This is a genomic window from Mariluticola halotolerans (assembly GCF_021611515.1).
Lineage (GTDB): Bacteria > Pseudomonadota > Alphaproteobacteria > Rhizobiales > Devosiaceae > Mariluticola > Mariluticola halotolerans.
The window spans coordinates 2,155,399-2,169,179 of record NZ_CP090960.1 but is presented as its reverse complement, the minus strand read 5'-3'; the positions used below and the strand labels follow the sequence as shown (position 1 = coordinate 2,169,179).

The following is a 13,781-nucleotide window of genomic DNA, read 5'->3' as shown; positions in this document are numbered from 1 at the left end:
TTGTTCAAGAATTACGCCCTTGAAGCCAGTATTGGCTGTGTGCTTTTCATCGCCCTGTTTGCCGTTGTCCTGCTGCAGGTCTTCGGGCGGACCGGGCTTTTTGTGGGCGTGGTGTGGACTGAGGAGACGGCCCGCTGGCTATGGGTCTGGATGGCCTTGATCGGCATCGGTGCGGTGGAGCGCAATCAGAGCCATTTGCGCATGGGGCTTTTGACGGCAATTCTCCCGCAAGGTTTTCAGCGCGGCCTGAACATATTCTTCGATCTGGTTTATCTCGGCATTGCCTGCCACCTGGTCTGGATCGCCTATAAATCCGTCCTGCGCACCTGGAACAATGAATCGGTCTCCCTGCCGACAACCGATGCCCTGCTTTACGCCTCCGCGCTGGTGGCCTTTGTTCTTATCGTTCACCGCATCATACGCCGCCTTGTCGCAACGCTCCGCAATGCCGACATTGAGCCGGAGGCCAAACCATGATTCTTCTGGCAGTTGTTCTGGGCTGGCTGTTTCTCGTCCTGCTTAATGTCCCCATCGGGCTGGCAATGATTTTCGTCTCGATGGCCTATTCCTACTGGTCGGGCCTGGGGTTGAGTTTTGCCACCCAGCGCATGGTGGATTCGCTCAACAGCTTTCCCCTGCTGGCCGTGCCACTGTTCATCCTCACCGCCGAAATTCTCAATTCGGCCGGCATTACCAAACAGCTTTTTGGTTTTGCCCGGGCGCTTGTCGGCCATATTACCGGCGGGCTTGGCCATGTGAATGTCATGGCGTCGCTGTTTTTCTCCGGCATGTCCGGTTCGGCCATGGCCGATGCGGGCGGCTTGGGCAAGATGGAAATCGAGGCCATGCGTGAGGCCGGCTATGATGATGATTTCTCCGGTCCCATCACCGCAACCTCCTCGATGATCGGCCCCCTTATTCCCCCCTCCATCACCATGGTGCTTTACGGGGTCATCGCCAATACCTCGATCGGCAAGCTGTTTCTGGGCGGGGTCATCCCCGGCGTCATGTGCGCCGGCGCTTTGATGATCATGGTCTATATCGTTGCCAAGCGCCGCAATTATCCGCGCGACCCGGTCCAGTCACCGCGCCAGATCTTCAAACTATTCATCAAATCCCTGCCCGCACTCCTGACCCCCGTTGTTATCGTGGGCGGCATTTTCTCGGGCTATTTTTCCCCAACGGAAGCCGCCGCCATCACCGTGCTCTATGCGATCATGATTGATCTGCTCTTCTATCGGGAACTGACAATCCGTCGCCTGTGGGATGCCATTTACGGCACGGTCGTCACCACCTCCGGCATCGCCACGATCATCGCCGGTGTCGGGCTGCTGGGCTGGGTTCTGGCCCGTGAACAGGCACCCCAGCAGATTGCGCAAATGTTTCTCACGATTGCCGATGGTCCGATCAGCTTCCTGATCGCGGTCAACCTGATGATCTTTGTGCTTGGGGCTTTCATTGAATCCCTGGTGATCCTTTTGATCGTGGTGCCAATTCTGGTGCCGCTGGCCATGGGCTTTGGCATTGATCCGGTGCATTTCGGCATTATCGTTGTGCTCAACCTGATGATTTCGATCCAGACACCGCCCATGGGCATGGCCCTGTTCATCGTCTCCCAGGTCGGCAATATTCCCTTCCAGAAACTGGCGGTGGATGTGCTGCCCTGGCTGATCCCGCCGATCATTGTCCTGATCCTGGTCTGCGTCTTCCCGATTCTCTCCACCGGTCTGCCATCCCTGATGAACTGACCCGGCGTGCGATCCCGAAAAAAACGGGCGACTGATTGACCTCTCGGCCGGTCTGTCGCCCGGCATTGGGCACCCCTTGATTTGGGCAACGGGCTTTTTTGAGCACTTGTCCATTGATCCGGCGCTATGGATCGGCGATCCTGAAAACATGGTGCCGTCGCACGTTTTGGGGGTGAGGGCGCGGTGTCTTACGGGAGGAATTTTCTTGAGTTGCTGCACGCCTTCGCGGCGCACAATTGCCGCGCATCAAGCCGGTGCCGATGCGCGCGTGGATATGGCCGGTTATGAGACAACCGGCGCGCCTGAGCGGGCGTATTTTGCCGCAACCCGCACTTTTGTCGGCACGGATAATCCGCAAATTGCCGCTGATGGCGAGGGGCCGCGCCGGGTGGTGACCCTGAAGGCTTTCGCGCTGGAAATCCAGCCGGTGACCAATGCGCGTTTCGCCGCTTTCGTGGCAGAAACGGGCTATATTACAGAAGCGGAACGGTTTGGCTGGTCGGCGGTTTTCAGGGGCCTGATGCAGGATCCGCCACCCCCCTCAGAGACGGCGACCCCCTGGTGGGTCAAGGGCGATGGGGCGTTCTGGGCCGCGCCCGAGGGACCGGGCAGTGCGATCGCGGATCGCCTTGATCATCCGGTGGTGCACGTCTCCTTTGCCGACGCGCGCGCCTTTGCCCAATGGTGCGGCGGGCGGCTGCCCAGCGAAGCTGAATGGGAGCACGCCGCGCGCGGCGGGCTTGATGATCCGCGCTTTCCATGGGGCGACACCGAGCCCGATGACACGCAGCCCCTATGCAATATCTGGCAGGGCAATTTCCCCCATACCAACACAATGACCGATGGCTATTTCGGTACCAGTCCCGTTACAGCTTTCGCGCCCAATGGGGCCGGGCTTTACGGGATGGCCGGCAATGTGTGGGAATGGACGGCCGATGCTTTCCGCGTGCGCTCACTGTCCCGGGCGGCGAAAAGGCGCAATGCCGAGGCGCGGGCGGGCAATGAGAAAGTGTGCAAAGGCGGCTCGTTTCTGTGCCACAAATCCTATTGCTACCGCTACCGCATTGCCGCACGCACGGCGCTCACAGCTGATTCATCGGCAAGCAATAACGGGTTCCGCATCGCTTATGATGGCTGATGCGCGGAACCGGCGGCAAGGCAAATACAAAAAACGCATCCGCTTTGCCGCCGCAAGTGCTCAAAGTCAGTGCTTTTCGGACGCGGTCACTTGCGCGAGAACGCTGGGACGGCGTGTCCGTTCAAAGGCATTGCCATTCTGGTCGAACAGATGCAGCGACGCTTCCTCAAAGCCGATCTGGTAATCGTCGCCGGCCCGCCACAGCCGGTCCGCGCTGGCCGCCGCCATCAGCACGGCACCTTCCGGCGCGTTAAGGCGCAGCATGGCGTGGTCCCCGATATTTTCGGCCACCTCGACCTTGCATAAAAAGCTCTCTGCCTTGTCACTGCTCAAAATGTGCTCGGGCCGCACGCCAAAGGTCGCCGCGTCGCCAACCTTGCTGTCCGCATGGGGGCGCACCGGCACCGTGACCGGCCCCAGACCCGCCGCATCCACCGTCACGGTATTATCGGTCAAGGCCGTAATATGAGCGTCCAGCAGGTTCATCTTGGGTGAGCCGATAAAGCCGGCGACAAACACATTGTCGGGCAGATGGTAGAGTTCGAGCGGGGTGCCAACCTGCCGGGCAACCCCGGCCTCCAGCACAACGATCCGGTCGGCCAGGGTCATCGCCTCGATCTGGTCATGGGTCACATAGGCCATGGTCGTGCCAAGATCGGCATGCAGCTTGGCCAGTTCCATGCGCATGTGAACGCGCAGCGCCGCATCGAGATTGGACAGCGGCTCGTCGAACAAAAAGACTTCCGGGTCACGCACAATGGCGCGGCCAATGGCAACCCGCTGACGCTGGCCACCGGACAATTGCGAGGGGCGCCGGTCGAGCAGGTGTTCGATATGCAGGATCTCGGCCGCTTCCTGAACCTTTTGCGCGATCTCTTCCTTCGGCCTGCGGGCGATCTTCAACCCGAAGCTCATGTTCTCGCGCACAGATTTATGCGGGTAAAGCGCATAGGACTGAAACACCATCGCAATGCCGCGGGCCTTGGCGGGGATGTCGTTGCAAAGCGTATCGCCGATCCGCAATTCGCCATCCGAGATTTCTTCCAGTCCCGCAATCATCCGCAGCAATGTGGACTTGCCACACCCTGATGGGCCCACGAAGACGATGAACTCGCCATCCTTCACCTCAAGGTCGATGCCCTTGATGATTTCAACCGCACCATAGCTTTTGCGCACGTTTTTGAGCGTTAGGCCCGCCATCGTTTTTTTCCTTTTGGTCTGGACGTCTCAGGGACGCGCATCAAACATCCTGCCGTCACCGGTCAGAAACTGATTGGAATAGGGGTAGAAGTGCTTTTCCTGCGGCATGCGCGGCGTAGCCGCATAGCGCGCCGGAAACGCTTCCGGTTGCCAGAACTGGCGCACAGCCGCGCGGAAATCATCGCGCAAGGCCTCGGTCGCTGGATCACCGGACAAATCGTTCCATTCGTCCGGATCCGCGCTGAGGTCGTAAAGCTCTTCAGTGCCATCGAGGTAAAGCGCGTATTTCCACTGATCCCGCCGCAGCATGCATCCCGCATGTTCGGGCTGATGCAGCACGACGCTCTCACAAAACAGGTCGCGCCGGGCAAGAGGTTTGCCGGTGAGCGCGGGAGAGATGTCGATCCCCTCCAGATCGTCAGGCGGGGTAATGCCGGCGGCCGCGCATAATGTCGGGTAGAGGTCAATCAGTCCCACGGCGGCATTGCTCCGGAGGCCCGGCTCAGCCTGGCCCGGCCAGCGCATGATCAGCGGCACGCGGGCGCTGTCTTCATAGAAAACGGTTTTCTGCCACATGCCGCGCTGGGCGGCCATCTCGCCATGATCCGAGGCATAAACAACGATCGTGTCGCCGCTTAAGTCAAGATAATCGAGCACCGCCAGCAGGCGGCCAACCGCGTCGTCGACCCATTCAACACAGCCGAAATAGGCGGCAAGCGCCCGCAGGCTCACATCCGTGTCACCGCTATGGTGGGCGGTGCCGCTGCGGGCCATGGCGGCCTGCACAAAGGCGGGGGCGCTCTTTAGCCAGTTCTTGTCGTGAACCGGCAGATCAATCCTGCCCGCAAACCGGTCGTAATATTCGGCCGGCGGGTTGATCGGGAAATGCGGCTTGTCGAACTGGACAGCCAGAAAGAAGGGCGCATCCGGCTGGGCGGTCCACCCTTGCAGCCATTTGGTCGCCTCGGCCACGCAAATCTCCGTTTGCGTCATCGCAAGGGGAATGCCCGATGGTCCCGCATCTTTCAAAATATCGCCCAGCCCGCTTTCATTGGCATGCCGGCGCGGATCCGGCTGATGCGCCTGCCCGTAAAAATCGCCATAGGGACGTTGCTGGAAACCCTGAAACTGCTCGCCATTGAAATGGGATTTCCCGATCAGCGCGGTGCGATAGCCGTTCTCGGAAAAGCTGCGCGCCAGCGTTGGCGCATTGGCGGGCAGAATGTGTTGATTGTCATAAATACCGGTCGTGCGCCCGTGCTTGCCGGTCAAAAGGCTGGCGCGGCTGGGCACGCATAGCGGGTTCTGGCAATAGGCATTGTCGAACCGCACCCCCTCTGCCGCCAGTTTCAGCAAATTGGGCGTTTGCACCGCGCTCCCGGCGACATCGCCCAGAGCGCGGAACGCGTGCTGATCTGAAAGCAGAAAAAGGATGTTGGGGCGCTTGCTCATTTTGCCTATGCCTTGACTGCACCGCCGAGGCGCAGGCCACCGCTTTGCAAGGGTTTGCGCACCAGGAAGTAGACCAGAAGGGACGGCGCGGTATAGATCAGTGCGAAGGCCGCCAGCTGGCCGTAGACCGCTTCACCATATTCGCCAAAGAAACTGTAGAGCGACACCGCCATGGGATAGTTCTCGCGCGTCTGCAAAAGGATAAACGGCACAAAGAAATTCCCCCAGTTCTCAATGAAGCTGAGAATGAAGATCGTCGCGAGACCGGGCGCCAATAGCGGCAGCATGATCGCGGTCACGCCCTGCAGGCGGGAGGCACCCTCGACCCAGGCGGCTTCCTCCAGATCTGTGGGGATTGCGTCCATAAAGCCCTTCATCAGCCAGATCGCAAACGGCAATTCAGAGGCGGCGCGGAAGATGATGACACCCAAAAGCGTATCGACCATGCCGATATGTACAAACATCACATAGATCGGCACCATGATCGCGGTAACGGGCAGGGCGCTCGCAAAAACGATGACATAGATATAGTGGGTGCCATAGCGCAGCTTGTAGCGCGACAGGGGATAGCCGGCAAAAAGCGCAATAAACACCACCAGCGCCGAGGTGCCCGCCGAAATAATCAGGCTGTTGAAGAACGGGCGGATGGTCACATTCTCGGTGAGGATGGACCCGAAATTGCCCAGGCTCCAGCGTGCGGGCATCTTGATTGCCAGCGTTGCCTCGGTATCGAATGCCGCCAGAACCACCCAGAGCATCGGGGCCAGAAAGGCCAGCGCGACAAGGGTCAACGACAGGTTGGCGGCGGCGCGGCTGCGGCCCTTGGGAGTGGAGAGGTCAGTCATTCCGGGTGGCTCCTACGCGGAAGAGGCGAACATAAAACAGCGACGCGATGACACCGAAAGCCAGCAGCAGGACGGCAATGGCCGAGCCGTAACCGATCATGCCGAAATCATAGGCCTGATTGTACATCAGCAAGGGCAGCGTTTCCGACTGGGTGCCCGGACCACCGGCAGTGGTAATCCAGATCAGGCCAAACACGCCGAGCGTATTGAGGGTCGTCAAAACGACATTGATCGCAATAACAGGCCGGATGATCGGCAGGATCATGCCGAAAACCTTGTGGAACCCGCCGGCACCATCGATCTCGGCGGCCTCAAGCACTTCGCTTGGCACATCCTGCAGCGCCGCGTTGTAGACCAGCATCGAGAAGGCGCAACCACGCCAGATATTGATGACGATAACCGCCGCCATGGGGGAGGTGAGCAGCCAGGCCTGCTTTTGCATGCCCAAAAGGCTCAGAATCTGGTTCATGCCGGCATCGTCACCGCGCAGGAAAGTGTACCAGAGAAATCCGGCCACCACCTCGGGAACGACCCAGGCGATAATGACGATTGTTGAGACGGTGTTTTGAATAAGTGAGGAAGCGGCTTGCCGGCCATAGGCAATCAGAAAGCCGACCACATTCTGCCCGAACACGGACAGGCAGACAAAGATCGCGGTGCGCGACAATGCCTCCCATGTCCGTGTGTCGGTGAACAGATAATAGTAGTTCTCAAACCCGATAAATTGCGGGTTGCGGGCATTGGCACCCGACAGGCCCTGGTTTGTCAGCGAGGCATAGATTGCCCAAAGGATCGGGACCAGGAAAAACCCCAGGATCATTAAAGTGGCCGGGACCAGCGGCAAAACGCGGATCAACTTGGTTGTCAAAGAGGACACGCGTCCCGATATGCTGGTCTCGGCCGCCATGATTTACTCCGCGGATTTCACGTTGGCACGGCCAACAAGGCGTGCGATTTGGCTGTCAAAACGTTCCATAGCATCTTCGACGCTTGTACCACCAACTGTGACGGCTTCCATGGTTTCCTGAATGAGCGAGGAGACCTGCGGATAGACCTCGACCGCCGGGCGGAAATTGGTAACCGCCACGAGGGAAGAGAAGAATTCACCCGTTGGGTTGGCATCGAGGAATTCCGGATCGGAGATCACGTCTTCACGCACACCAACCGCACCGGACAGAACCGAATATTTCAGGCTGTTCTCGTAATTGGCGACAGTGGTGAGGAATTCAAACGCGGCATCCTTGTCTTCGGCATGGGCGCTCATCGCAATTGTCCAGCCGCCCGACATGGAGGTGAAGCCATTGCCTTCGCCGTTCTGTGTCGGAATTTTGGCCATGCCCACGGTTGTGGTCCAGTCAGCCCAGGGTGCAGTGCCCAGCTCCGACCAACGGGACCAGATCCAGCTGCCGTCGATGAACATGCCAACCTTGTCGGCGGGAACGTGCTGTTCGACCAGAACGTTCTGGAAATTGCCGTCCTGCAGGTCATTGTCGGAGGCAAGATAGCCGCTTTCATACGCGGTCTTGAGGAATTGCAATGTGTCGCGCATCCCCTGCGAGCCGACAACCCATTTGCCTTCTGCCGGATCGTAAAGCGTTGCGGACAAGGCACCGGGTGTGCCCGAGAGCAGGTTCATCAACCCGCGCATGGTCGAGGCTTCGCCGCCGGCCTTGGTGACATAAAGGTTCAGCGGGATCGCGTCCGGCACTGCGGCCTTGATCTTGGCGGCGGCATCGAGAATGTCCTGCCAGGTCTTTGGCTGCCAGTCGGCGGGCAGGCCGGCTTTGGCAAGCACGTTCCGGTTGAACCAGATCGCCTGCGTGTCGGTGCCCATCGGGATTGCATAGAGCTTGCCATCAACAAAGGAGGTGCCGTTCTGTTTGGCGATCTCGACGAACTTGCCCCAGTCGTCCCAATTGGCAACGCGCGCGTCCAGCGGGGCAAGGAAGCCCGCGGCGGCATCTGCGGTCACGTTATAACCGTCTTCGTAAATGACGTCGGGCGCCGTGGAAGCCGACTGGTTCATCAGCGATACTTTTGTGTAGTAATCGCGGGATGACGAGCTGATTGGCTCCAGCTTTACGTCAATGCCTGGATTGGCAGCTTCAAAGCCGGCCTCGGCTGATTCCATCACCGCATTGAGATACGGCGCTTCGCGATAAACGACACGCAATTCACCATCGGCTGCATAGCCGACGGTGGCAGATGCGGCCGCCAATGCAAAAACGGATGCGCTTAAGATATGAGTGTTTTTCATGCTTTCCTCCCTGGTTGGGTATGCAATCGTTATCACATAAGTTGGCTGTGTCAACCATGAGCTTGCGAGATAATTCCTGTGGCAGCGCCTAATACTTGAGAAAATATGCTATATTAACGGTTCAGCCTTGACTGGCTTTTCGCTGCATGCCAGAGATTGGTATGAAATCGTTGTCATATATTGGTGGTTAAGTGTCGCAAAATACTCATGGTACCCCCGTCGTTCTCGCCATCGACATCGGGGCGACAAAAATGGCGGTCGGTGTGGTTGATTCTGAGGGGGGCGTCCTGTTTCAGGCGCGCGAGCCTTCGCCCCGTTCAGTGACCAACAGCCTTGCTCTTATTGACGAGCTTTCTGGCCGGATGCTGCAAAGGGCGCATGCGCATGGCGCGCGCGTTGATGGCGTGGGTATTGCCTGCGGCGGTCCGCTGGATCTTGAACGGGGTCTGGTGCTGACGCCGCCCAATCTCCCCGACTGGGATGCTGTCCCCATTCGCGACCGGCTCGCCGCCGCGGCCGGCGTGCCTGCCTATTTGCAGAATGACGCTGCCGCCGGCGCGATTGCGACCTTCCTCTGGGACAATCCAGGTCACGTGAAGGATGTCACCTATATCACTGTGTCGTCAGGTGTCGGCTGCGGGGTCATCACCAATGGCACCCTGCTGACCGGGCATTCCGGCAATGGCGGTGAGCTGGGCCATATGCCGCTGGTTTTCGATGGGCGGCGCTGCAAATGCGGCCTGTCAGGCTGTGTGGAAGCCTATGTGTCGGGCACCTCGATCGGCGAGCGTTTCTCGGAAGAAAATGGTGGCCCACCGGCAACGGCCCAGCAGATCGCGGCCAGCGCGGCTGCGGGTGATCCGGTTGCGCTCGCGCACTGGACCGGCTCCATGCGCATGCTGCGCCGGACCGTGCGCGCGGCGGTCGATGTGTTCGATCCGGCGCTGCTTTGTCTCGGTGGCGGTGTCACGGACGCCCGCAGCGACCTGCTGGCGCCAGCTGTTACTTTTGATGAGGGCGGCATGTCGGCGGCGGTCGGTCGGGGGCTGTGCGTGCGCCGGACGCTGTTTGGCCGCGACTCGGGCGTTCTGTCCGCAGCGGCGGTTGCCTGGAATGAAATGGGTGCGGCGAACGGCAGGCGCGTGGCACTGCGCGAGAAGGAGTGAGGGGATGGGCAAGGCAATGATGCTGAATGAGCTTGAGGCGCATTTCGCGATGGCCGACAAGATGCGCGACAAGGTGGCCGGGATCGAGATCATCGCCACCGCAATCTGGCAGTCTCTCTCCGGTGGTGGCCGGCTTTACGCGTTCGGCAACGGGGGCAGTGCGTCTGAGGCACTGCATTTTACCGGCGAACTCACCGGCCGTTACAAGGCCGAACGCGCCCCCTTGCCCGCGCAGGCGCTGTGCGCCGATGTGGCGACCCTGACCTGCATTGGCAATGACTATGCGTTCGACGAGGTGTTCGCCCGGCAGGTTAAGGCTTTTGCCGGTGCAGGCGATATCGCAGTGGGCTTTACCACCAGCGGCCGTTCGCCCAATGTCATCAAGGGACTGGAAGCCGCACGCGCCGCCGGCGCGGTGACGGTCATCTTTACCGGCGAGGCCGGAGAGGCGGCAGCGACGGCGGCCGATCACGCCTTTGTTTCGCCCAACGCCGGCACGGCCCGGGTTCAGGAAATGCACCAGCTGGCCATGCATCTGATTTGCGCCCGCATTGACCAATTCGCCACGGAGGCTTGAGACATGAACGCTGAGAAAAACCGGTTCGACCGCCTTTATATGGTTGGCCATGCGCATCTTGATCCGGTCTGGCTCTGGCGCTGGACCGAGGGCTATCAGGAAGCCCGCGCGACACTGCATGCGGCGGTCAAACTGCTGGCTGAGAACCCCGATTACGTCTTCACCTTCGAACAGATGGCGGTGATCGAGTGGATCCGCGAAAGCGATCCGAAGCTTTTCGAAAAACTGCAGGAACTGGTGGCCGCGGGCCGCATCGCCCTGGTGGGCGGCTGGTGGGTCGAGCCGGATTGCAACCTGCCCTCGCTGGAAGCCTTTGTCCGGCAGGGTCTTTTGGGTCAGCGTTATTTGCTGGAGCATTTCGGCGGCATTGCAACGGTCGGCCTCAATGCCGATCCCTTCGGCCATTCCGCCGTTCTGCCTCAAATTCTGCAGGGCCAGAGAATCGGCGGCTATTGCTTCCTGCGCCCCGGTCCCCACGAGACGGCGATGGCGCACACAGTATTCGACTGGCAGGGCATGGGCGGCGCAAGCGTTCTCGCCTACCGCATTCCGCATGAATATTGCTCGACCTCAGAAGCCATTGACGACCATCTCAACGCCGCCGTGTCCAAGATCGCACCAAGCGTTAATAGTGAGGCGATGGTGTTCTACGGCGTTGGTAACCATGGCGGCGGTCCCACCCGGCGCAATCTGGAAAGTATTGCGCGCATTGACGCTGAGGGCCATCACGGCCGGCTGACCATGTCCGGTCCCGGGCGCTATCTCGATATGGTGCGCGACAGTGACCAGAAGATACCCCAATGGCAGGGCGAATTGCAGCGCCACGCGGCAGGTTGTTATGCCGCGCACGCCAAAATCAAACAGCTCAATCTGAAGGCCGAAGCCATTCTGGTTGAGGCCGAGCGCTATGCAACGCTGACCGCGCGCCGCGGGGCGATGAGCTATCCCGCCGAGGCATTGACCGCGGCCTGGAAGGATCTCCTTTTCAACCAGTTCCACGATATCCTGCCCGGCAGTTCGTTGAAGGTTTGCTATGACGATGCAGAGCATCAGGTAGGCGGGGTGATCGCTGCCGCCGACCGGATCATCAATCTCGCCATGCAGACAACCGCCCGCGATATCGCCATCCCCGAGGATGAAAAGAGTCAGCCGGTTGTCCTGTTCAACCCGCATCCCTATCCGGTGGACGTCACGGCGGAACTCGAACTCTCCTTCCTGCCCGGCGACTGGGCGCTGACCGATGAAGCGGGTACGCCCGTCGAATGGCAGAAAATCCGCGCCGATGCGACCATTCAGGAAAAAGACATTTTCCGCGACCGGTTGCGCGGGCGCATCGCCTTTGGCGCCACCCTGCCGGCGCTGGGCTACAAACTCTATCGCCTGCATCAGGTGGCCGAGCGGCCCGTGGTCAAGACAACATCCGTCAAGGCCGCAGGCCTGACCATGGAAAACGCGCATCTGCGCGTGACCATTGATCCGGCAACCGGCTGGCTGTCTGAACTGGTGACGCTGGCCGACGGGCGCAATTATGCGCCGCAGCCGGGTGCTGTGCACACGGTGGTCACCCCCGATCAATCGGACACCTGGGGCCATCGTGTCGAGAGTTATGTGGCAGAGGGTAATGCCTTCGAAATCGAGGATGTGCGCCTGATCGATGAAGGGCCGGTGCGCAGCGCCATCCGGGTCACCTCGCGCTATGGCCAGTCGCGCCTCACCGAGCATTTCGTGCTCGACGCCGGTGCCCGCGCTCTCGAGATCCGTTGTGAACTCGACTGGCGTGAAACGCTTTCGGTACTCAAGCTGCGCTATCCATCTGCCATCAGCGCCGATAAGGCACTCTATCAGATGCAGCATGGCGCGCTTGAGCGCCCCGCCGATGCCAATGAATATCCCGGTCAACGCTGGGTCAGCGTGGCCGGAAACGGCCAGCGCCTGACCGTGATCAATAATGCCAAATACGCCTATGATTGCGATAAGGGCGATATCGGCATCACGGCGGCACGCAGCCCGGTTTATGCTTGGCACGACCCCCGTGAACTGCGTGATAATGAGCATTATCATTATCAGGATCAGGGCCTGCAGAGCTTTACGGTCAAGCTGTTGCCTCAGGCAGACGACGACATGTCAGAGGCACACCGGCTGGCCGACCTGATGCTCACGCCACCGCGCCTGATGATGGAGAGCTTTCACCCGGGCACGCTGCCCGCCGAGACCGCCGGGATTTCCGGCCTCGAGACGGTCCGAGGTCTGCGGCTGACCGCCATCAAGGCGTGGGAAGACGATCCGGAGGGTCTGGTGATAAGGCTGGCGAATGACACCCAGGAATCCGTTGCCGCGCAACTGGTCCTGCATTTCCGGGATGATTTCGAACTGCCTGTCACCCTTGGCCCCGAAGAGATCGCTACCTGGGTCATTCCGGCCGACGGTGCCGCATTCAAGGCCGATCTTCTGGAATTTGCAGTTGATCGCGACCTGCCGCATCTGTCCAAAGGGGTGTGAGTATGACGCGCGCTCCGGAGATCTGGCCACCACTGCTGACCCCATTCGACCCTGATGGCCAGATTGATTTTGCTGCGCTGGCCCGTTTGGTCGAATTCAACATCGACAAGGGGGTCACCGGCCTTCTGGTGACCGGTCTTTCGGCCGAACCGTTTAAAATGTCCGAGGCGGAAAGACTGTCGATTGTCCGCGCCTGTGTTGAAACGGCCAATGGACGCATCCCGATTGCGGCGGCGGTCTATCCCGAAGCCGTGACGGATTTTAGCCGCGTGATTGGCGGCGCCCATGACGCGGGTGCCAATATTGCCGTGCTGCTGACAGCCTATCTCGCCGCAAAAGACGCACCCGAGACCGAGGTTTTGCAGGCACTCGAGCAGATTATTGCGGGCACAAAGGGCGATCTCGGGCTTTACGAGGCCCCCCGCCCCTTCAAGCGGCTGTTGTCTGACGATGCCGTAGCCCTGGCCGCGCAATCCGGGCGCTTCACTTTTTACAAGGATACCTGTCTGGATCTGGCCCGCATGACCCGGCGGGCGGGCCTGACCGCCGGCACGCGTTTGCAGCTTCTCAATGCGGAAATGGCCTCGTTCCGCGCCTCCTTTGCGGCAGGTGCCGACGGGTTTTGCGGCCTGATGGCCAATATCTATCCCGGTGTCCTTGGTCGCGCCGCAACGGACCCCGAAGATACGCTCTCGCTTCTCATGACCGCCGCCGATGCGGCACTGGAGAAGAATTATCCCGCCTCCGCCAAATTTTTATTGTCGCAACGCGAAGAGGGATTGTGTATGCATAGCTATGCACGCACGCTTGATGCTGGTACGACAGAAGGCGCTTGCACTAGTCTATTTGCGATTGACACGTTAATACGCAGACATCTGCGGGAATGACAAAAGAAATGA

12 protein-coding genes are annotated in these 13,781 nt (G+C 59.9%); 7 read left to right on the top strand and 5 right to left on the bottom strand.

Going from position 1 to position 13,781, the window contains the following annotated elements; genetic code table 11:
* The 3 genes from L1P08_RS10355 (at position 1) to L1P08_RS10345 (ending at position 2,886) form a co-directional block, all read left to right on the top strand.
* Positions 1 to 477: a TRAP transporter small permease gene (locus L1P08_RS10355; RefSeq protein ID WP_303616943.1), complete on the top strand. Its 477-nt coding sequence runs from the start codon at positions 1 to 3 to the stop codon at positions 475 to 477.
* Positions 474 to 1,748, top strand: coding sequence for a TRAP transporter large permease (locus L1P08_RS10350; RefSeq protein WP_303616942.1), 1,275 nt, complete (start codon positions 474 to 476; stop codon positions 1,746 to 1,748). The genes L1P08_RS10355 and L1P08_RS10350 overlap by 4 nt, the downstream gene beginning before the upstream one ends.
* A gap of 205 nt (positions 1,749 to 1,953) precedes the next feature.
* Positions 1,954 to 2,886, top strand: a complete 933-nt coding sequence (locus tag L1P08_RS10345) for a formylglycine-generating enzyme family protein (protein ID WP_303616941.1) — start codon at positions 1,954 to 1,956, stop codon at positions 2,884 to 2,886.
* Positions 2,887 to 2,952: 66 nt separating this feature from the next.
* Here the strand turns inward: L1P08_RS10345 and L1P08_RS10340 are convergent, their stop codons facing one another.
* From L1P08_RS10340 to L1P08_RS10320, 5 genes are read right to left on the bottom strand one after another with little or no spacing between them, the layout of a single operon-like run.
* Positions 2,953 to 4,086: an ABC transporter ATP-binding protein gene (locus tag L1P08_RS10340; RefSeq protein ID WP_303616940.1), complete on the bottom strand. Its 1,134-nt coding sequence runs from the start codon at positions 4,084 to 4,086 to the stop codon at positions 2,953 to 2,955.
* 27 nt (positions 4,087 to 4,113) lie between these two features.
* Positions 4,114 to 5,538 carry a sulfatase-like hydrolase/transferase gene (locus L1P08_RS10335; protein WP_303616939.1) on the bottom strand — a complete coding sequence of 475 codons (1,425 nt, stop codon included), beginning with the start codon at positions 5,536 to 5,538 and terminating at the stop codon, positions 4,114 to 4,116.
* A gap of 5 nt (positions 5,539 to 5,543) precedes the next feature.
* The gene (locus tag L1P08_RS10330; RefSeq protein WP_303616938.1) at positions 5,544 to 6,383 is read right to left on the bottom strand and encodes a carbohydrate ABC transporter permease; all 840 of its coding nucleotides are present in this window, start codon (positions 6,381 to 6,383) and stop codon (positions 5,544 to 5,546) included.
* Positions 6,376 to 7,290, bottom strand: a complete 915-nt coding sequence (locus L1P08_RS10325) for a carbohydrate ABC transporter permease (protein ID WP_303616937.1) — start codon at positions 7,288 to 7,290, stop codon at positions 6,376 to 6,378. Before L1P08_RS10325 ends, L1P08_RS10330 begins: the two co-directional genes overlap by 8 nt.
* Positions 7,291 to 7,293: 3 nt before the next feature.
* A complete protein-coding gene (locus tag L1P08_RS10320; protein ID WP_303616936.1) occupies positions 7,294 to 8,640 on the bottom strand; it encodes an extracellular solute-binding protein in 1,347 nt (448 codons plus the stop codon).
* A gap of 191 nt (positions 8,641 to 8,831) precedes the next feature.
* Here L1P08_RS10320 and L1P08_RS10315 point away from each other — a divergent pair, with 191 nt between their 5' ends.
* From L1P08_RS10315 to L1P08_RS10300, 4 genes are read left to right on the top strand one after another with little or no spacing between them, the layout of a single operon-like run.
* Positions 8,832 to 9,806, top strand: a complete 975-nt coding sequence (locus tag L1P08_RS10315; RefSeq protein ID WP_303616935.1) for an ROK family protein — start codon at positions 8,832 to 8,834, stop codon at positions 9,804 to 9,806.
* A gap of 4 nt (positions 9,807 to 9,810) precedes the next feature.
* Entirely contained in the window at positions 9,811 to 10,383 is a 573-nt protein-coding gene (locus L1P08_RS10310) for a D-sedoheptulose-7-phosphate isomerase (protein ID WP_303616934.1), read from the top strand.
* A 3-nt stretch (positions 10,384 to 10,386) separates the two neighbouring features.
* Entirely contained in the window at positions 10,387 to 12,882 is a 2,496-nt protein-coding gene (locus L1P08_RS10305) for an alpha-mannosidase (protein ID WP_303616933.1), read from the top strand.
* Between the two features lie 2 nt (positions 12,883 to 12,884).
* Positions 12,885 to 13,769 (top strand): dihydrodipicolinate synthase family protein, encoded by an 885-nt coding sequence (locus tag L1P08_RS10300; RefSeq protein ID WP_303616932.1) that lies wholly within the window; start codon positions 12,885 to 12,887, stop codon positions 13,767 to 13,769.
* Positions 13,770 to 13,781: the final 12 nt, after the last annotated feature.